14 protein-coding genes are annotated in these 21,700 nt (G+C 42.6%); 8 read left to right on the forward strand and 6 right to left on the reverse strand.

The features are described from left to right. Positions 1-87: 87 nt before the first annotated feature. Positions 88-939, reverse strand: a complete 852-nt coding sequence (locus D0907_RS11450; protein WP_065978588.1) for a universal stress protein — start codon at positions 937-939, stop codon at positions 88-90. Between the two features lie 250 nt (positions 940-1,189). Here D0907_RS11450 and D0907_RS11455 point away from each other — a divergent pair, with 250 nt between their 5' ends. The 6 genes from D0907_RS11455 (at position 1,190) to D0907_RS11480 (ending at position 10,825) form a co-directional block, all read left to right on the forward strand. After that, positions 1,190-2,380 (forward strand): MFS transporter, encoded by a 1,191-nt coding sequence (locus D0907_RS11455; protein WP_065978589.1) that lies wholly within the window; start codon positions 1,190-1,192, stop codon positions 2,378-2,380. Positions 2,381-2,696: 316 nt separating this feature from the next. Then, complete coding sequence (locus tag D0907_RS11460; RefSeq protein ID WP_118844489.1) at positions 2,697-5,951, forward strand: nSTAND1 domain-containing NTPase; 3,255 nt, start codon at positions 2,697-2,699, stop codon at positions 5,949-5,951. Positions 5,952-5,968: 17 nt separating this feature from the next. After that, entirely contained in the window at positions 5,969-6,346 is a 378-nt protein-coding gene (locus D0907_RS11465) for a DP-EP family protein (protein WP_065978591.1), read from the forward strand. Between the two features lie 154 nt (positions 6,347-6,500). Then, positions 6,501-7,481, forward strand: coding sequence for a GGDEF domain-containing protein (locus D0907_RS11470; protein ID WP_244223126.1), 981 nt, complete (start codon positions 6,501-6,503; stop codon positions 7,479-7,481). Positions 7,482-7,617: 136 nt separating this feature from the next. Further along, the gene (locus D0907_RS11475; protein ID WP_118844490.1) at positions 7,618-10,137 is read left to right on the forward strand and encodes a TonB-dependent receptor plug domain-containing protein; all 2,520 of its coding nucleotides are present in this window, start codon (positions 7,618-7,620) and stop codon (positions 10,135-10,137) included. A gap of 139 nt (positions 10,138-10,276) precedes the next feature. Then, positions 10,277-10,825 (forward strand): hypothetical protein, encoded by a 549-nt coding sequence (locus D0907_RS11480; RefSeq protein WP_118844491.1) that lies wholly within the window; start codon positions 10,277-10,279, stop codon positions 10,823-10,825. Between the two features lie 3 nt (positions 10,826-10,828). On the opposite strand, the gene D0907_RS11485 is transcribed toward D0907_RS11480, so the two are convergent. The 4 genes from D0907_RS11485 to D0907_RS11500 form a co-directional block, all read right to left on the reverse strand. Then, positions 10,829-11,731 carry a tetratricopeptide repeat protein gene (locus D0907_RS11485; RefSeq protein WP_074988987.1) on the reverse strand — a complete coding sequence of 301 codons (903 nt, stop codon included), beginning with the start codon at positions 11,729-11,731 and terminating at the stop codon, positions 10,829-10,831. Positions 11,732-12,017: 286 nt separating this feature from the next. Further along, a complete protein-coding gene (locus D0907_RS11490) occupies positions 12,018-13,370 on the reverse strand; it encodes a magnesium transporter (RefSeq protein WP_036966832.1) in 1,353 nt (450 codons plus the stop codon). A 155-nt stretch (positions 13,371-13,525) separates the two neighbouring features. Further along, a complete protein-coding gene (locus tag D0907_RS11495) occupies positions 13,526-14,524 on the reverse strand; it encodes a helix-turn-helix transcriptional regulator (RefSeq protein WP_118844492.1) in 999 nt (332 codons plus the stop codon). Beyond that, positions 14,508-15,425 carry a GGDEF domain-containing protein gene (locus D0907_RS11500; protein ID WP_036966826.1) on the reverse strand — a complete coding sequence of 306 codons (918 nt, stop codon included), beginning with the start codon at positions 15,423-15,425 and terminating at the stop codon, positions 14,508-14,510. Before D0907_RS11500 ends, D0907_RS11495 begins: the two co-directional genes overlap by 17 nt. 284 nt (positions 15,426-15,709) lie before the next feature. On the opposite strand from D0907_RS11500, the gene D0907_RS11505 reads away from it, so the two are divergent. Further along, the gene (locus tag D0907_RS11505; protein ID WP_065978595.1) at positions 15,710-18,010 is read left to right on the forward strand and encodes a TonB-dependent receptor plug domain-containing protein; all 2,301 of its coding nucleotides are present in this window, start codon (positions 15,710-15,712) and stop codon (positions 18,008-18,010) included. A 58-nt stretch (positions 18,011-18,068) separates the two neighbouring features. Then, positions 18,069-19,994 carry a phytase gene (locus D0907_RS11510; protein ID WP_118844493.1) on the forward strand — a complete coding sequence of 642 codons (1,926 nt, stop codon included), beginning with the start codon at positions 18,069-18,071 and terminating at the stop codon, positions 19,992-19,994. A gap of 78 nt (positions 19,995-20,072) precedes the next feature. Here the strand turns inward: D0907_RS11510 and D0907_RS11515 are convergent, their stop codons facing one another. After that, the gene (locus D0907_RS11515) at positions 20,073-21,653 is read right to left on the reverse strand and encodes an L-lactate permease (protein ID WP_244223127.1); all 1,581 of its coding nucleotides are present in this window, start codon (positions 21,651-21,653) and stop codon (positions 20,073-20,075) included. Between the last annotated feature and the right edge of the window lie 47 nt (positions 21,654-21,700).

The raw sequence follows: 21,700 nt of genomic DNA on the forward strand, positions 1-21,700 counted from the left end.
CCGATTATAAAACGCATTAATTTGGCTGAACACGTGACATATTGTCGCACCCGCTGCGCAGCCAAAACTTACAGAACACAAAAAATACTAGCGTAATACCACCAACGGAATACGGCTATCTTCAAGCATTTTTAATGTGGTGCTGCCCAAAAAGAATTGTCGCCATTTAGAGTGACCAAATGCCCCCATCACCATAAGATCAACGGCATGGTCGCTTTTGTAACGCCATAACGCCTCATATACATCGCCATCGAGCATGCGTGCTCTCACATTAAACCCATGCTCTGCTAAGCGTGCCGATGCGGTGTCCAGCTTATCTTGACAATGACCATCATGCTTATCGACCATGACTAAATGACAACCTAAGCCTTTTAAAATCCCCCCTTTAATAATTTGGCTTATTGCTTGGTCAGTACTGTCACTGCCATCGTAAGCCAGCATAAAATTAGTGGGAGCATGAAACTGCGGTGGCACAATTGCCACAGGAGTATGAACTTGACGAATTAAGGTTTCGATATGCGACCCTAGCATCTTAAAATTATCACCGTGTCCTTTTCCTGCACGGCCAATAATCATTACTCTGGCACTGTCTTCATGTGTCAGTAACGCATCGACTAAACTCATTGAAAGCTGTTGTTTTTCAACAGCGGTCAGCCCTGCATGCTCAGCTTTCTTTACAGCTTCCTCTAACAGTAAATGGCCATGTTGAGCAGCGACTTTATTGCGCTCTTGTTCAAGTTTGGCAAGCTGTTCAAGTAATGATGTTTGCGAACCTAAGCCAATAATCGCCGTAAGGTCATCACTACCCTGTTGCAAAGGAGGCTCTAGCGCATGTAAAAAACGTATGGGGTGCGAAGTACGTTTGGCTATCCAAATAGCAGCCTCTGTCACTGCACTGGTGATAGTTGAACCATCAATACAGGCGAATATCTTTTCCATTGCCACTCCCTCCAAAGCCAAGTCTATATACACAGTATAGTTGGGATTTATATTTGTATTTATTTTGAAATGCTCAGCCTTAAGAAGTTCAACTTTATTCGTTATAGCAAACTAATATAGAACGTTCCAAAAAGTGCTGGTTTACTCTATTTTATTTGTATTACAATAGCGCATAGCACCTCTTATCATCAGAACGCAACATGGTTCTGGCATTTTCTATTTCTCTTAAAACATGTTTTAAAGGAGTTACATGACTAACGTCACCAAAACTCAAGGCCGCGAAAGCACCTTTACAATCTTAATCGTATTAGCCTTAGGAACATTTATTCTTGGCCTCTCTGAGTTTTCAATGATGCCAATGCTGCCGCTTATTAGCGAAACATTTTCATCAACTCCGGCACAAAGTGGGTATGCCATTAGCGCCTATGCTATTGGTGTGGTGGTGGGTGCGCCACTTTTTATGATCACCACAGCCAATATGCGAAAACGTAATGCCCTACTTATGTTTGTTACTATGATGTTTTTATTCAATGGCTTAAGTGCTTTTTCACATTCTCTTGAGCAATTGATTTTATTTCGCTTTTTAAGTGGCTTGCCCCATGGAGCCTATTTTGCCGCCGCTATTTTACTGGCCGCCGACATTGCCCCTGCCGACAAACGAGCCAGCTTTATGTCAAAAGTATTTATGGGCTTAACCGTGGCGACCATCGTGGGTGTACCAATGGTGACGTTAGTGGGACAAAACTTTAGTTGGCGCTATTGTTTAGCTGGCACCGCAGTGCTTGCTCTTGTTGCCTTAGTGCTAATTGTAAAATACGTACCAAACGTTAAGAACTCATCACCCACTTCAATTCTAGATGAATTAAGTGTGCTGAAAAACAAGCTAGTATGGACTATTTTAGGCATCATTATTATTGGTTTTGGCGGCGTATTTTGTGTTTACACTTACATTGCCGACACTATTTTAATTGTGACTCATACGCCCGCTTACACTATATCAATCGCTATGATCATGTTTGGTATTGGCTGCACCTTAGGCAACTATGTGTTAGGAAAGGCAGCCGACCATTCACCACTAAAAACCACAGGGGCAGCACTTATAGGTGCCGTCGTATTTGCAGCAAGTTATGTCAGTGCCAGCCACAATATTTGGCTACTTTATGCGGTGATTTTCTTTATTGGTTTTAGTGTTGGTTTGGGTACTGTTATTCAATCACTATTAATGGATGTATCACCACAAGGCCATGCCATGATAGGTGCACTCGTACAATGCGCATTTAATACAGCCAATGCCATTGGCCCTTGGCTTGGTGGTATGGCCATTGCCCAAGGTGCATTGCCCAGTCAAACGGGTTATGTCTCGGCAGCCCTTTTTTTAGGCGGCTTTATGATGTGGTCATTAAGCGCAATACAAATGAAAAAATTACGCGTTGAAAGTTAACCAGTTAGTCAAATTTGTAGCCGCGATTTCATATCGCGTAGAAGGAGTGGCGTTTAATCAAGAATGGCTTACCATTCGGCGTTAAAACGCCTCCTTCAACTTGCTACTCTCTTTTTATTCATCCCGAAATACCTCTTCGATTCTTACGTTAAATACACTTTATAAAAACGTATATACACTCGATATGTTGACTTTTTTGTTTCAAAAAAGGCAACACACTTGCCGTCAATCTCATAATATAGTATTAATCAAGAGTGTGCGTGGCATGAACAAAATCGGTCCAGGCGATTAATTTTAATAAAAAGAAGATAACACTATGAGTACGGCGCTGTTTTTCGTTGGTGAGTGGCAAGTTACCCCCAGCACAAATTCAATACGACGTGGCGAGCAAGTAAAACACATCGAGCCAAAAGCAATGGATGTATTATTGCTGCTATGCGAAAAACAAGGTGAACTGTTAACCAGCGATGAAATTATCAATCACTGTTGGCCAAATGTAGCGCTTGGCGATAACCCGCTACATAAAGTGATCACGCAGCTACGCAAAGCATTTGACGATAAAGCCAGTGATCCGCAGTACATCGAAACCATTCGTAAACGCGGTTACCGCGTTATTGCCGAAATCAACTTTGTGCTCAACGAAGAACAAAAAGCCAGCCAAACCAGTTGGCAAGGTGATTCGCCTTTTGTTGGCTTAAGTGCGTTTGCACCTGAGCAAGCCGATGTGTTTTTCGGCCGTAATAAACAAATAGAAACCTTATTACACAGGGTATCGGCTCAAATAGAGTTTGGTCGCGCGTTTTGCTTAATATTGGGGGCCAGTGGTTCAGGTAAATCGTCGTTAGTTAACGCAGGTGTATTGCCCGCTTTAATGTCGAGTAATGGCTACGATGGCATTAGAGTACACAGTTACTGCCAACTCGACTTTGCCGATGTGAGTAAAGAGCGCTTACTCCTTGATTTAGCCTCAACCTTGCTCGATTTAGAAATAAACGACGCACCTGTACTTCGCGATATAAGCGCCGATACACTGGCTGAATTGTTATTAACAGATCCAGAACAGGTTATTACCCGCTGTAAAGCAGCCCTTGCAACGCTAAATACAGAGCACACTACGCCCTATTTATTTTTATTTATCGACAGGCTCGAAGTGCTATTGTCATCACCGGTATTTAGCGACGACGAGCGCAGTCAGTTTTTAAAACTCATAGAATGCTTAGCGACAAGTGACTGCATGATCATTTTTAGTGCCTGTCGTAATGACTTTTACCCGCAAGTAGTGAGCCAACCAAGTTTAATGGCGGGCAAAGCCAATGGCGCACACTTTGACTTATTAGCGCCAACGCGTTCAGAGCTTAAGCAAATGATCCGTTTGCCAGCACTGGCAGCAGGCTTAAGTTGGCAACATCACCCAGAGCATCACACACCGCTTGATGAACAACTTTGTAACGACACCGCCAATAACCCTGATGCACTGCCGATGCTGCAATACACGTTGCAACAGCTTTACTTGCAGCGCAGCCCAGACAACGAACTGCTGTTTACTGAATACCAAGCCCTAGGCACCATCGAAGGAGCCATCGGTCAAAAAGCCGAACAGGTATTTTGCCAATTACCCAAAGACCAACAAGCAGAACTTGCCGCAGTCCTTTCAAAGCTGATCACGCTAAACCCAGATGGCGAAACGCTCACCAGCCGCGCAGCTCGCTGGAGCGAATTAACCAGCCCTGCTGCAACCAAGCTTGTTCAGGCTATGGTCGACAGCCGCTTGTTTGTATCGCACCTTAAAAATGAGCAAGCCTGCTTTAGTCTTGCCCACGAAGCGTTGCTGCGCCATTGGCAACGCGCTATCGATTGGGTGCAAGAACACCAACAAAGCTTAGCAATAAAGAGCCGTGTTCAACTAGCTACCGAGCGTTGGTTGCTTGAACAAAAACACACCGACTTTCTACTAGCCCAAGGCAAACCGCTGCAAGAAGCACACAGCCTAGTTAAAAACCCTATGTTTAGCTTATCAAGCGACGAACAAGCGTTAATTAAAGCTTCTAACAATAAAGCCAAACGTAAAAAACGCATGTTACAAATAACGGCTGCAACACTTGTTTGCTTAACCTTTATTGCTACATTTATGAGCGTGCGCAGCTACCATGCAGAGCAAGTAGCAAAACAAAAACGCCAAGAAGCTGAGAGTTTATTGGGTTTTATGGTCGGTGAATTTGCCGACAAACTCAGAAGCGTTAAGCGCATGGATTTACTGGATGGTATTAGCAACAAAGCTCTTGAGTATTTTACCAATCAAGACGAAGAAGCTGCTTCGTTGTTTGACTTTAGCGATAAACAAGCCGAGTTTAATAACCGTTTTCAATACGCTCAAACCTTAGAGGCCATGGGCGAAGTCGCCTATTCGCGCGGCAAAACCGACGAAGCCTTCACCGCCTTTGAAAATGCGCGAACGCGCCTAGAATCTTTACTAAAAATTCAACCCAACAACCTTGATGTTTTAATGCTTGCAGGGGCCAATGCTTTCTGGCTTGGTAACTTAACTTATGAGCAAAGTAATTACCTAGCTACTGAACCAATGTTTAAACGTTACTTGGCTTACAGCGAAAAAATGTATCAGCTTGCCCCTAATGACTTTAATTCGATTATGGAGCTATCTTACTCACACAATTCACTGGGTTCACTGTATTTAAAGCAGTTTAATTACGCACTCGCAAAGCAGAGCTTTACTGAGTCTTTAAAACTTAAAAACCAAGCCCTTGAGCTAAAACCTAATAACAAAAATTTATTACGCGATAAAACAGACACCATAAGTTGGATTGCAACCACAGAAGAAAGGCTAGGTAATTTAAACGCAGCTCTCGAACTGCTTGAACAAGCCACTCAAGAACTAGTCAACATGCTTGAAACGTCACCGAATGATGCAAGCTTACATAATTATTTAGCAAACACTTATATGCAACAAAGCTTTTTATTGAGCTACTTCCCAAATAAGAGAGCGGCATTTTTAAAAGCAGAAAAAGCAACTAATGCGATTAATAGAGCTAGGATCCAAGATCCAAAAAATCAAAATTTTCAACGCACTTTTTATAGAACGCTTGCATATCAATTAATGCTATTAGATAAAAGTAAAACAAGTGACAGAGTACCAGAAGTTTTAAGTTACATTGATGAACAGGGATTTTCAGATACGACTTTAATAAACGTTCAAATAGGTGTGATTCATTATTTAATAAATCGAAACCTTTTAAATGAAGCTGAAGAGCTACTATTAAAACTAGAAAGCAACTCAGATTTTATTGAGAGAATATCTGACACTAGCAAAATAGAAAACAACTCTGCACTAATAAAAGCTAATTTAATTAAAGCAAAGCTCGCTAAAGACAAAATATCAAAACAACAAGCATGCCAAGAAACTATTAATACAATCGAAGAAAACAATAATGGTAGTAAAAGCATTAAAATGACCTACCCCCTAATTCAAGCATATACTTGCTTAAATAAAGAAAGTGAAATCAATACACTAAAAAACAAACTGATTGAGTTAGGTATCACTAACTTTGAACTATAAAAATTAAAGGGAAAAACATGAGCGAAAATCAAACTTACAATTTTACAGTGAATGTTTCACTTAACACTGAAAATGAAGCTGTATTTACATACTTCCAAGACGGTCAGCAAGTTTCTGGTGGCGGTACTGTTAACCAAAGAAACAGCCTAGGTATCTATACATTAGATGAAGCAACGAGTGCAGCAGGATTTGTATTTACAGGTGCTAACTTTTCAAATATTGAGGGCGAATGTGCGCAAGACTTTAGCCACTCTGTTACTGATAATGGCCAAACGATTCAGATTTCAGATTCTGATGAGAATAGCGGTAAAGCATGTATGGTTTTCACTGTAGAGTGCAATGGCATAAGTTATGAAAGTGCCGATCCGCAAGTAAACAATGAAAAAGAAAACTAAACAACACCCACATAAGGCTCCATCAAGGAGCCTTTTACTACTTATAAACAATAACTTAAAACCAGAAGATTACCGGAAGGTTAATTTGCACTTTTTTAAGTAACTTTATAGACACCAAAATCGTTTGCATCGGCAAAAAAAAAAGGAAACGAACGTGTCTACTAACAAAAATGAACAACCAAGCACTGCTAAATCAGAAGTGAAAAATGCACTGTCGCAGTCTATCAATTCAGAGCAACTTGCACTAATTGTACAAATGTTTCAGAACATTCCTGAGGGAGTGTTTATCATTAATGGTCAAGGCACGTTTGAATTTGCAAACCCGATGGCGGCACAACTTTTAGGTGACAACCAAGAAGCGTTAATCGGTCAAAACCTGTTACATTATCTACACGACACCGACCGTGACAAATACATGTATACCCTACTCAGTTGGTTAGATCATAAAGACTCGCCCATAAGCCTTGGGCCAAACGAAGTTAAAATTAACCGTGCCGATAGTAAAACCCTTGAAGCGGATTTATGTATTTCAAGCTTGCCAAAAAATATTACTATTGCAGAAAACTTATTTATTTGTGTATTACATGATTTATCATCACACAAAGAGCAATATAATCGTTTAGTTAAACAAGCCACCACTGACCATTTAACCGGTCTTGCAAACCGCCTTACATTAGAAGAGTCATTAAAAAAACATTGGCAAGAAAGCGTACAAACTAATCAGGCGATTAGCACTATATTAATCGACATTGATTATTTTAAATTATTTAATGACCGATTCGGTCATGTTAAAGGCGATAAATGCTTACAAAAAGTCGCGAGTATAATTGCCGAATCATTGCCTTCTCGCGATTGTTTAGCTGCGCGTTATGGTGGCGAAGAATTCGCCATTATATTACCTCGCTGCCAAAAAGACACCGCAGAGGCCATCGCTAAACATATTCAAATTAAAATAAATAATACGCTATTTACCGACATTGGTTTACCGAGCGACTTTAGAATAAGTGTAAGCCAAGGTATTGCATGTGAATATAATAATCAATATCGCACATCAGAAGCGCTAATTTGTGCAGCCGACACCGCGTTATATCGAGCAAAGACAGAAGGCAGAAATAAAATTAGCACGAGCCTATAAACACTTAATTAACAAACCAAAAACCTAATTAACAAGTCGTATTAGTTACGCATATACTATACTTTAATATTATTTGTTTGTTCCCACTTTGCATTTTACACTGCGCTAAAATAGATAAGTCAGATGGGAATCAACAATGGCATTATTCAACAAATTACCTTTGCAACTTGCAATTGCAAGTACGCTTGCTGCATCAGTGACTGCAATCGCTGCTGAGCAACCTGCTGAAAATACAGCAAAAGACATTGAAGTTATTTCAGTGACAGGCACACGTCGTAGTTTACGTAGCCTGTCTGAAAGTACAGTACCGGTTGATTTATTAACAAGCCGCGACTTAGCAAGCACAGGTCAGCTTGAAATTAGCCAAGTACTTGCCTCTCAATTACCAAGCTTCAACTACCCAAGTGCGACCCTTGCCGATGGTACAGACCACGCTAAACCTGCTGTATTACGTGGCCTCGCTCCTGATCACACCTTAGTACTTGTTAACGGCAAACGCCGTCATGCAGGTGCGCTATTAAATTTAGGTGGCACAGTGGGTCGTGGTTCAACGGCAGTTGATTTAAATAATATTCCTACCTCTGCGATTAAGCGCGTAGAAGTACTGCGTGATGGCGCAGCGGCACAGTATGGCTCCGATGCCATTGCTGGTGTAATTAACATTGTACTAAAAGATGCCGATGAAGGCGGTAGTGTAAGCTACACCTATGGTGAGTACGACACGCAAATGGCAGGCTCGCCACAGTTATTAAGCACAGGCACAGACAGCGAAGGCAACTTAAGCTTTGCAAAAGGCGCTGACCGTAAATTAAACGATGGTATTTCACGCACCGCAAGCGCTAATGCGGGTTTTTCATTTGCAGATAATGGCTTTATTAATATTTCAATTGAATCACGTAATAACGAGCCAACCAACCGCTCAGGTATTGACCAGCGTGAGCAATATAGCCGCGATGTAAACGGTAACCTAGATCCACGTGAGTTTGACTTTGACCGTTATAACCACCGTTTTGGTAAAGCTGATATCGAAGATATTGCTGTGTTTTATAACCTAGGTTACGAGTTTGATAACTCGCTATCACTTTACTCATTTGCCAGTTACTCAAACCGTAAAGGTAACTCAGCGGGTTTTTACCGTCGTGCCAAAGACTCTCGTAACTTAACTGAGGTTTACCCAGACGGTTTCTTACCAGAAATTGATACCGATGTAGATGACTACTCATTTGCTATTGGCCTTAACGGCGAAACCAATGACTGGGCATGGGATATAAGCAGCAATTATGGTCGTAATGACTTTGCGTTAGGGGTAAGCAATAGCTTGAACACCTCAATGGGTGTAAATAGCCCAACTGAGTTTGATAACGGTGCGCTTGTCTACGAGCAATACCTCGTTAACATGGATGCCAGCAATACCCTTGATTTAGGTTTACCCGACGATGTATTTGTGACAATTGGCGCAGAGTATCGCCACGAAAACTACCAAATCAAAGCAGGTGAAAAAGCCTCTTACATCACTGTACTTGATGAAGAAGGCAACCCTGTTGCGGCGGGTGGCGCACAAGTTTTAGCGGGCTTTTCACCAGAAAGTGCCACCGACAAGAGCCGCCATAATGTCGCGGTATTTGCTGAGTTTGATACGTACCTAACAACCGACTGGAATGTGGTTCTTGCGGGTCGCTTTGAAGATTACAGTGACTTTGGCAGTACCTTTACATCGAAACTGGCTTCGCGTTACAGCATTAATGAATCACTGTCGCTACGCGGTGCAATCAGCACAGGATTTAGAGCACCATCACTTGCACAAACGTCTTACAAATCGGTAAGCACAGTGTTTGAAAATGGTATTCCAAGTGAAGTTGGTTTGTTCCCTGTTGATGAACCTGCCGCAAAAGCACTGGGTGCTCGTGACCTTGATGCAGAAGAATCAGTCAACATGACTGCAGGCTTTATCTTTACGCAAGGTGGTTTTAGTTTAACACTTGATGCGTATCGCATTGACATTGATGACCGTATCGTCTTGTCTGAAAACTTAAGCGGCCCAGAAGTAGAAGCTATTTTAGCCGAAGCAGGCGAAGTTAATACTCAAAGTGTTCGCTACTTTACCAATGCCATTGATTCACGTACGCAAGGTGTTGATATTGTTGCAACCTATTCATTAGGCTTAGAAAGCTACGGCGATTTACGCTTAAGTGCGGCTGTTAACTTTAATGATACTGAAGTGACTCATGTTAAAGAAAACCCCGCTGAGCTGGAAGCGCTTGGTGACAGCTACGAGTACTTTGCACGCCGTGAAATCACCCGCTTTGAAGATGGCACGCCAGCAGATAAGTGGAACTTGTCGGCAACCTGGGACTTTGAAAACTTTCAAACAACATTACGTGCTACGCGTTATGGTGAAGTTGTGGATACCTCAAGCACACCAGAAGGTGATGAAGTCATTGATGCAAAATGGATCACGGACTTAGAGGTCGCGTACCGCCCATCTGAACAGTGGAAATTTGCTGTTGGCGCAAACAACTTATTTGATCAGTATCCACAAGATACTGTAAGCAATATAGGCTACAGCGACTTTAATCAAATTTTCACCTACAGTGCATTCACACCTTATAGCTTAGATGGCCGTTTTATCTACGGAAACATCACCTATAGCTTCTAAAAATAAGCGGTGCTGGCTTAGGCTGGCACCGCGTCCTACTTTGTAAGTAAAGCCCGCGAGTAAAAATACCTCGCTTGTAACCAACTTTTTTCAGACCTGCTGCGACTAACTTAATAACTTAACCCATTAGGACAGCATCATGAATTTAGTACGCATTACGACATCAGCTCTATTAGCCGCAGCCACCACAGCCTGTATTGGCCTTTCAAGCGCAAGCACGACTATTGACGATAACAACTACCGTGTTATCACGTTTAAAGACTGTAAAAAAGTTCATGAAGGCACGTTAAACAACGAGCAAATTGCCGCCTATCAACAATTAAAACGTGAACAAGAAAAGCTTGAATCACTGGAGTTGCCACTAAGCGACATGGAAGAGCAAGTCACGGCCTATTCACAGCAAATAGAAGCGATTACAAAAAAAGCTGTGGTCGAAGATGAAAACCACCTTAGAATAAATAAAAGTCTGTTAAAAGAACAAGATAAACTAACTAAACAGCTTGATGAATTAATCGCCTCGCATGATGCCGACTTCAAAGCGTTAGATGAACAAGCTAAGCACATGGAAAAAGCTGCCACGTTATTTGATGAGGCTATGAAACCAATGATGGAGCAAGGTGAGACGACCCATTTGCAAATTTTAGCGCCGGGTGAAACTGAAAAATCGGGGTGTTTTTACACTATATAAAGCCTAAAGCTGCGTTTTGAGCTGTGTATAAAGTTTGGCATGAGATGGGCGAATGTCTTCTTTATGCACTTGCTTAAACCAATGTGCAGCTTGAGCTCGGTTACCCGCTTGCCAGTGAATTTGTGCCAAACGAAGTTTATAGATTGCTATTACAAGTCGGTCTGACTTCGCGTCCATGTAGTTTAGCGACTCGACATAAAAGTGATTTGCTTTATCGTATTGTGACAATAATTGATGAGTGCGGGCTAGATTCCCCATTGCCACTGATATTTTTCGGCTATGGTCAGTTTTCAAAATCCATTCAACCGCAGAAACCCGACTAACCAAAGCGCGCTCAATATCGCCTAACGAATGGAACACATTTGCTTTGTTTGACGCCAGCTCAAAATGAAAAATAGGATCTTTACTTTTACCAAAACGACGCTCAGCTCTATCAAGAATATGCAAAGCAGTTTCTTTGTTGCCAAACACATGCTGTAAGTTAGCCAATTCGACCATACGCATAGGGTTACCAAACGAGTCATAAATGGCTTGTAGTTTATCAAAGGCTTTCGTTGCGTATTTACGACCCGTTTCATAGTCACCTAAATAGTGCATTGATTTAGCATAGTAAAAATACACTTGGACTTGAAATACGATGGGTAAATCGGATTTTTCAATAAAAGGTTCGGTACTGTCTTTTAACGTTTGATAAGCCAGTTTGTCGTAATAATAATCAAATTGGTATGACTTTATCTCATACCATTTATCAGAATAAAGCTGCGCACTGGCTAATTGCTGATCAATGAAGTCTAAGCAGCTTACCTGCGACTGCTGAGCGCAATATACCTCGTGATCGCTAAAATTTTCAGACGCGGCTGCATAAAAACAGCCGAAGCCTAACAATAAGGTTAACGTTTTCTTCATTCACTAACATCTCAGTGAGAACACAACCAAAAAAATAACAAAAAGTAATACTTTATAACAGTTCTTTTTGACGTGTTTGATAATTTTAACGTGCAATCGCGTGTTTATTATACCCATTGGCTAAATTGCGTATTATTGTAGACTGCTCTAACCCTAAGTATCCGTTTTATATACAAAAATTATTAGTATCAATTTTTAGTTTTACACAAGATAAGTAAACAACGTATCCATTGATACTGTTAAATAGAAGCCAATAAGTATGAAGAACTATTGGCTTCACTGTGATTTATAGTAGCAACAGGCTTCCTAACCCGAGAAAGGTCACAAAACCAACAATATCTGTCACCGTGGTTAAAATTACAGAACCAGACAATGCAGGATCAATTTTAAGCTTATCTAGAATAGACGGGATCACAACGCCAGACAGCGAGGCAGCCACTAAATTAAGTAAAATAGCAATAGTGATAGTCACACTCAACATCCCGTCGTTAAACCAAAAATAAGTGAGTACACCAATCACCAATGCCCATACACAGCCATTTAATGCCCCTACCCTAAGCTCCTTTTGCAATAAAGCTCTGCGGTTAGAGTCGGTAACCTGTCCAAGCGCTAAACCGCGCACAATCACGGTCAATGTTTGGCTACCTGCAATGCCTCCCATCGACGCAACCACTGGCATCAATACCGCAAGTGCCACGACTTGCTCAATCGTGGCACCAAACAAACCAATAAACCAAGATGCTAAAAATGCAGTCGCTAAGTTAATGCCTAACCAAATACCGCGGTTTTTAGCTGATTTGGTGACACTTGAGAACAGGTCTTCGTCTTCACGTAGACCACCCGCTTTCGCAGCGGCTTCGTCGGTCACTTCTTGGCGTAATTCATAGGCCGATGACACCGCTAGACGCCCTAACAACTTATTGTCGGCATTCACCACTGGCATCGCCATTTTTTCACTGTGGATCACCACCTCTGCCGCTTCATATAAGTCATCATCAGCATGTAATGCTGATGTATCTAGGTTTGCATGCTCTAATAAGGTATCGGCATCATTGGCTTTAAATAAGGCGTTTACAGGCACTTCACCAATCAATGTGCCTTTACGACTTACCAAATAAATTACTTCGGTGTATTGCGGCAAGCCTTTTTGTAAAATTTTACGAGCGCCCGCCACCGTCTGCTTTTCTGACACTTTTAACGCATCAAAGTCTAACCAGTGACCGAGTTGCTCAGGGTTATACTGCTGAGCAAGTTCGTAACGCTTTGTTTGTACTTCATCAAGCTGGCGACGCGCATAATCAACAAAACGCTCTGGAATAATTTCTTCAAGTTCGAGTAGCTCTTCTACGCTCACTTCATCAAGTAACTTAAACCCTTGCGCTTCGTCTAAACTTTGTAATAACCACCGACAGCTGTCTCCCCCCAAATTAATGAAGATTTCATGCTGTGTGTCTTCGTCAAGCAGTTGCCAAATTTCTAATCGTTGTTCTTTGGGTAATGCTTCAAACAGCAGCGAGAGATGTTCTGTCGACAGTTTTTCTTTGGCGTCGGCAAGTAACTTATTTTTTCGCGTTGTGGTGTCACACTGAAGCAACTCATCAATGAGTTGTGGAAGTTGATCAACAGGATACTCAATCATCTAAGAGCTCGGTTAAATACATCAATAACAACAGTCTAACGCAGCTTTATTAAAATAACTGCCCCATCATTGATTTATTTTTCCTTGTATCATCTCAGTCATGTGCATTAACTTTTCGCTGTATACCTTATTAATCTTTATAACGAAATACCGGCTTATACCTTCAACTGACTTGGGGTAAGCCCAGTCCAGCGCTTAAACGCACGCCTGAAATTAGCAATATCATAAAATGATAAGCGCATTGCGACCTGCTCATTACATTGTTCACGCATAGCCAGTAAGTATATGGCTTTGCGTTTACTTTGTTCTTCATACAACGCTGAAAAACGTACACCGTGAGCTTTTAACTTTCGCTTAAACGTCGCTGAGCTCATTGCAAACTGGCTTGCGACTTGTTCTAAATTAAGCGCTGGGTTTTGATAAATGACTCTGCTCACCGCTTCAACAAAGGTGCTGTTTGCTGTGTTTAATGTTGCCAATTGAGAGTTAACTTGTGAAAAGCGAAAACTACTAAAGGTAGGGTTTGTAAGCCTTAATGCTTGTTTGCTTAATACCCAGCGAGTAATGGGCTGTTCAAACGCAACGTTTAGCCCTAAATGTTGCTCATACTCTTGGCTGTGCCTTGCCCGTTTATAAGCGAAATCAAACTGACAAGGCACCCGCTCGCCAGCCACTTTTTTAAGCGTTTGATAAAATGCAGCACTGTAAATTTCGAGCACATATTGGCTCATTTCATCATCAAGACCCACAGCATTTTGCAACTCAATATAATACTGCTCGTTATGCACATAACTGTGGCTAAATAACAGCGGTGCAAGTTGCATACGCAAGGCGTTTAGTTGCTTTAGAGCTTGACCAATGCTCAAACTTTGCAAAACACCTTGTGCCACAACCGAGGTGTCATTAGCAAGTTGGCTACCTAACAAAAAGCCACTGTCGGCCGATTTCATTAACAGCTTAAACTGCATCAATAAACGCAATTGCTGAGAGAGACTAAACTGATGCTGTACACTCATTAAGTCTTGCTCAAATACCCCCGTGCCTCTGAGTAATTTATGTAAACCAATACCGCGACTTAGAGCAAGCTCTACCAGAGTCGTAATCAGACCTTGCGCGGTTAAATACTTATCATCTTGATTAAGATACTGCTTCACAATGGCTGACTCTGTGTTGTTTTTGTTGTTGTAATGCGGCGTGTAAACGCGCGCTCAAACAGTGCGCTGTATCTCCTTGCTCACTGCCCACTAACGCAACGGTTGCATGCTGAAACTTCGCGTGTTTTTCGCCCTCAACCTTAAATGCGCAGTGACTCAGTGCCGAAGATATTTGTGCCACCAGCTCTTTGCCTTGTAACGCGGTGGTGTTTGGCATTAGCACCATAAAACAATCACCCGCATAGCGACATACCACATCCGTAAGACGACAATTCATTATCATAAGCTCACTGACTTCTCGCAGTAACCTGTCACCTTCGATAAAACCAAACTCGGCATTAAAATCGGCAAATCCACGAATATCAATGGCCGCAAGTTGCAACGGCTGCGACTCATTCAACTGCTCTTTTAACACCGTTTGTAAGTAATCGGCTTTATAAAGCCCAGTAATTGAACACACTAATTCATGCTCACGGTGCATTGCTTCACGGCGCTTTAACTGACGATTAAGCACAAACTGCTCTTGGTGCCATTGATACAAACCTAGGCTTGTGAAAACCATACCTATGGGGGCAGGTAAAGACTCAATCAGACTTAGCCACGTATTCGTTGGCTGATGTAACCATTCATCAAATAAGTCCAGCGAGGCCGAAAACATAAAAAGACCAAGCCCTAACACTAAAAAGCAGGTGACTTTTCCGGGGGGTCTCGAAATGAGCAGTGCAAATATCCATGTTAGCGTCATCATCACAATGCCGCCCTCGCCGACAATATCCAGCCATGATATGTCGGCCAGCGCTTTTCGCTCTCCGTCATATGCACTGAGGATAAAAGCACTCACAAATAGCGCAATAACCGCATTTGTTAAAAACCGATGATGAATAAAAGGATTAAATCGCATGAAAGACACCTAACTATGAATCATGCTGCCATGCTAACCCGTTCGCATTTTTAGCAGCAGGGTCATATTAGCTCAATGATGTGACAGCAAAACGACACTCCCCCCTTTTTGATGACTTTAATCGCTGTATTTACCTTGATTAAGCGGGGTGATTACAGCTCAAAATGCTTTATAAACGCCTCTAATAGCTTGTTTTTAAAGGCTGCCAGCGGTTTTCTGTCACATTTGCGTCATTTAAGCTGGGTACTTTGCTCACCAAACCAAGGACAAGTAGGAGCAAATCCATGAAACAGTTTAAAACGAAGGCACTTGTAAGCGCCCTCGCCTTATGTCAATTCGGTGCCTTTGCACAAGAGTCAGACACCAACAATGAAAAGAAAGTAAAAGTATCAGAAGAGCTCGTTGTGTATGGTGAAATAGGTTATCGCAACCGTTCACAAGAGCTGGCCCCAACCCTTGAATACTCACAAGAGTATTTTCAACGTTTTGAGCCACTTACCGCTGGTGATGCTTTAAAACGTGTTCCTAGTGTGACATTTTTATCTGACGTATTAGAGTCTGATGGCGCCCGTATGCGTGGCTTGAGCCCGGCTTACACTAAAGTACTTATTAATGGTGAAGAAGTACCAGGGGCAGGCGCTGATCGCTCATTCTTTGTTGACCGTATTCCTGCTGAACTGATTGAACGTGTAGAAATCATTCGCGCTTCAAGTGCTAATCGTTCTGCCGATGCAATTGCAGGAACGCTTAATATTGTTCTGCGTGATGGCTACAGCTTAGACGGTGGTTATATTCGTGCTGGCGGCCTGCGTTACGACGACGGCGAATTAAAAGAAAGCTTTGCAGGTGTGTACGGTACTGAATTTGCCGGTGGGCGTTTGTTACTAGGCGCAAACTTACAAGGACGCTATAACCCAAAACAAAAATCTAGCTTGCGGTATGGCGACAGCCCTGAAAACAACGAAAATTACAAAACTGAAGAATTTGATAACCGCGAAGATCAATCTGATATTCGCGATGGCGACGACACGTCACTGAATGCCAGTTACGAAATTGCCTTTGATAATGGCAGCAAGTTTGACATCAGTGCCATTTGGGTTGATACCGACCGGACTGAAGATGAACGCTCATTTGAATACGATGACCCAACAGCAACAAGTAACGCAATTGTAGAAGGCGGAAACCTCGAAACCGATAACGCCAATGTGTCTTTCATTGATCAAACTAACTACAACATTAACTCTGGGTACGAGTTACCGCTATTTGGTGGCACCAGTAAATTTAAAGTAGGTTATGCCCGCTTCGAAGAGTCGGTCTACGAGCAAGAGGTCGAAATTGATACCTCAGAACTCCCAATGGTGTTCGAAGAAGAGGAAGAAACCGTTGATATCGACGATAAAGAGTGGTCACTGCAATGGCAACATAGCCTATTTGCTGGTGAAAATAAAACCATTCAGTTTGGTGCATTTGTGCAAGGTAAAGAGCGTGATACAGCGGTTTATCAAGCAGAAGATGAAAATGAGCAAAGTTTTGCAAGTTGGGATCAATTTAGTCAAAACCCACTGTCGCTTGCCGGCTTTAACAATGAATTTGAAGCCGCCGCGGGGGGTGTAAATAAGCTTAAAGAAGACCGTCTAGATGTATTCGCACTCATCAAACACGAAGACCAAGATTTCTCGTGGGAAATGGGGGTACGCTACGAAACAACCGACTCAACCATCACGGATAATGTCAATGATGTGACGGCGAAGAATGATTACGATTTTTTCTTACCATCGGCCCACTTACGCTACAACGTTTCTGAAAACGGCCGTGTTAGCGCCTCTGTGGCTCGTAGCTTACGTCGCCCAGATTTTGACTACATTACCCCTGCTCTGCTTGAAAAAGAGCTGGGTGATAACGACTTTTTAGGTAATCCAGACCTACAACCCGAATCATCGTGGGGGATGGATCTTGGCTACGAATACCGGTTAGGTAAAAGCGGTGTAGTGGGTGTTAACGTGTTCTACCGTGATGTAAGTGACTTAATTGAAATTGCCAATACCAGCCAACAAGGTTCTGAAGGCGAAGGCACCTATATTTTGCAACCGCGCAACACCGGTGATGGTAATGTAAAAGGGATTGAGCTTGATTTATCAACACCTTTAACAGCCTTAAGTATGCCTAATACAGGGATTTTCTTTAACTATTCATGGCTTGACTCTGACGTTAATGACAATTTTGGTTCACGTAAGTTTAATGACCAATCTGACTACGTATTTAACGTTGGCTTTATTCAAGACTTACCAGATCTGGGCGCTTCATTTGGTGCCACATACCGTAAACAAGGCGATGCGTATGGCCGCATAGTGGGTGAAGAAGTAACAACACACTACGGAGCCGACCTTGAGGTATTCGTAGAAAAACGCTGGCAAGACATCACCCTACGATTAGTCGGCTCAAATTTGCTCGATGCAAGCAAAGACGAAACGTTCAACAAATTCGATACGCTTGATGATCAAATCAACCGTGACTTTGACGAGTATGAGCTGGAGTCTGAAGAAGCAGGGCCTGTTATTCAATTAATGCTGCGTTACGCATTTTAATTTTAATAGACCGTTTTAAGGCAGCTCATTGCTGCCTTGTTTTATCTTGGGAAATCACATGAATATCACACAATCATTTAACCTTATCGCCAGTGCTATTTTGCTCAGTACAGTGGCGGCTTGTAGCCAAACGAACGCCCCTGTCGACAGTGCTAATCAGGTTCGCGCATTTGGACCCACTGAAAATGTACAAGGTTCACAAGCAGCAGCACTCACCAATAACACATGGTTAATAAGCTCAGAAAGCCAAGGGTTACAACTCATTGATGAAATGGGCAACAGCCATACTTTACAAAGCGGTAACTTTGAAACCTTGTCGGTGAAGGCGCTTGATAACGGCCACTACCTTGTCGCAAGTATTGACAATGAAACAGACCAAGCCGTTATATTTAAACTTCAAAAAGATGCCCAATGGCAATTAAAAACGTTAAGCAGAATTACGCCACCAAAAGCGAAACCCGAAGCGGTGTGTTTATTTTCAAACTCTACCACACTCGCGGTGTCGGCGTTTGTGAGTGATGCGCGCGGCCTTATTCGCGAAACCTTGGTTTATGATGTCAAAAACAATCACCCTTTAAACCTTGAATTACGTGAATTTGCAGGAATAAGTGACACATCTGGCTGTGCGGTCGACGATCACAATAAAACCCTTTACTTAAGTGAGGGAGAAGTGGGTATTTGGCGAATTAATGCCGATGCCGAGTCGCGCGCAGATAAAACGCCTGTCGCACTTATGGCCCCATTTGGCAACTTGGTTCCTGAGATTGGCGGCTTAAGCACGACAAGCGATGGCAGCCTGTGGTTTACAACCACTGAAGATAACACGCTACATCGCTATGAGAGCAAAGATAAACGCTTCAGCAGTTGGCAATTTGCAGGTGACTTAGCACTCGAATCAGCCGCGGTCCACTTTAACAACACCAAAGCTAATATTGTTTTTTACGATGATGAATCGGGGCATTATGTAAAAGGCTTCATCAATACGCCGTATCAAGAACAGGTAAAACCTACCAAACAGGCGGTCACTTACATTACCGCACAAGCGCAAACAGATGCTGTGCGAGCTTTTGGAGACGCCGCTGACGATCCTGCAATATGGATCAACACACATGATAAAGCGCACAGCTTAATTCTTGGCACTGATAAACGCCGCGGTTTAATGGTGTATAACCTTGCAGGGAACGAGCTTCAAGCATTAGAAACGGGCCGTTTAAATAACGTTGATGTACGCCAGAATAACAGCATTGATAACCCAGCCCATACGTGGATCACTGGCAGTAACCGCACTCATAACAGTATCAGTGTGTATACCGTTGATACACAAAACAAGGTGCAACACTTAGCCGAATTGCCCACCACACTGACTGAGATTTACGGTATGTGTATGTATTCATCATCCACGGGTAACTACGTGTTCATGAATGATAAATCGGGACTATTTCAACAGTACAAATTAACCGGTAACGCCACCTCAGTTAATGCCAAGCTGGTGCGAGAATTTAATGTACCGAGCCAACCAGAGGGTTGCAGCGCGGATGATAAAACCGGTGAACTCTTTTTAGGTGAAGAAGACGAAGGTATTTGGTTTATTGGCGCTGAACCAACAGCAGGCACACAGCCCGTGATGTTACAAACAATCAACGACATGTTAGTTGATGACATAGAAGGCATGGAAATTTATCACGCCACAGATACGCGTTATTTAGTCGTGTCTAGTCAAGGAGATAACAGCTATGTGCTGTATAAAATCATCGACGGCAACGTGCCGCGCCTTGAATTTGCTGGTAAATTCGCAATTAGTAATAACCTTGAACGTGCCATTGACGGCGTTTCAGAAACCGACGGATTAACGGTCACAGCAACCCCTCTACCGGGCTATCCTGAAGGAGTGTTAATTGTGCAAGATGGCTATAACCGTATGCCACAAGCACCGCAAAACTTTAAGATTATTGACTGGCGTGAAGTGAAAAAAGCGCTGAAATAACCGCTAAAGTGACTCCGTTAAGGTGTTGGGCTTATCTCAACACCTTTTTTATTTAGTTAGGCAACCTGTGGCATTACCTTAGCGATAAAACAGATAACTAAAACAGCCCACCAGCGCCCCATAAATCAGCATAGGGAAAAAGGTTTTTTTAAGCACGGGGCCTTCTTGATTGTTCACCCCAACAATACTGGCCACAGCAATAATGTTGCTGATACAAATCATGTTGCCCATTGCCGCTCCTGTCGATTGAAGAGCCAGCACTAAGGTTTCTGATAACCCAACCTGTTGGGCAATACCATATTGAATCCCCCCAAAAGTAAGATTAGAAACTGTCGCAGACCCCGAAAAAAACGTACCTAGCGCACCAAGGTATGATGCAAATAACACCCAATGCTCACCGGTTAAATGAGCAAACGTTTTGGCGATATAAAATATCGGCGCATTATGCCCTCCTTGCATTAACACATTCACCATCACTAACGCGCCAATTAATGCCACACAAGGCAATGCAATTCGGCTTAAGGTGTCATGAACCATGTGCGACACCTGCTTTTTATTCATCTTAAGCAGCGGAACACTCACCAATACCACCAACACAAACGGGATCAGTGCTGGCACAAACAAGGTTTTATATGACCAACTAACGGCTGTACCGAACAGCTCATGCAACGATATTATCAGTGCTTTACTGAGCTCAAATTGGGCAAATCCTAAATGAATACTCAACCAAACGGTTTCATCATTTAAAAGTGCTTTAATACCTAACTGATGAATACGCGTCAGCACAAGCACCAAAATCAATAACACAAGCGGAAAAAAAGCCAAGAATAACGCCTTGCCATCTATGGGCTTATTAGAGACGGAGGGCTGTTGTGACTTAACCAGTCCGATGCCCTTTTTTGCCAAAAATATAGTCACCAATAACCCCACTGCTCCGCCAATGAGTGATGGAAACTCGTAATTCCACTGCGCAAACAACCAATAAGGTAAAACACATGACAGCACACTTAAATAAACAAAAACGCTGTTTTTGCGCACCGTGTGAAAAGGCAATACTAAACACAGCGCAATCATGGGTATCACCAAAGCGGCAACCACATGACACAGCGCTGTCCACTGAGAGATAGCCAACACCTGTTGCTCGTTTAACGAAAGTGCAGAAAAACCAAACCACGTTGGCGTTCCCACAGCCCCAAACGACACAGGAATCGAGTTTAAAATAAGCGTAAACACAATCACTTTAAAAGGCGAAAAGCCAAGCCCGACTAAAATAGGTGCCGCAATTGCCGCGGGGGTGCCAAACCCCGACGCGCCTTCGAGCATAAATGCAAACGCCCACCCTATAATCATTAACTGCGCAACGTGATTACCGCTAATCGACTCTAACCAATGCTTAATCGTGGTTTCACCCCCCGACACCGCTAACATTCGATTAAGTAAAATTGCCCCGGCGATAATTGAAATAGGGGTCAGTACCGACAACATGCCCATAAAGGAGTTGGCGAGGAGTAAACGAGGGTCGGCTTGAAAATAAAATAACTGAAGCAGCACACCAGCCAATGCCGACACAGGGAGTGCAACATAAGAAGGCACGGGACTGCGCTTAACCATCATCCATATGAGTAAAAAAATGGGCAACGCAGCCACAAAGGTATTCATGATATATCCTGTCTATAATTAGCGTCCATTACCCGCTAAGTATAGAC

It is taken from the genome of Pseudoalteromonas lipolytica, from assembly GCF_003515105.1.
In the GTDB taxonomy this organism is placed as follows: Bacteria; Pseudomonadota; Gammaproteobacteria; order Enterobacterales; family Alteromonadaceae; genus Pseudoalteromonas; species Pseudoalteromonas lipolytica.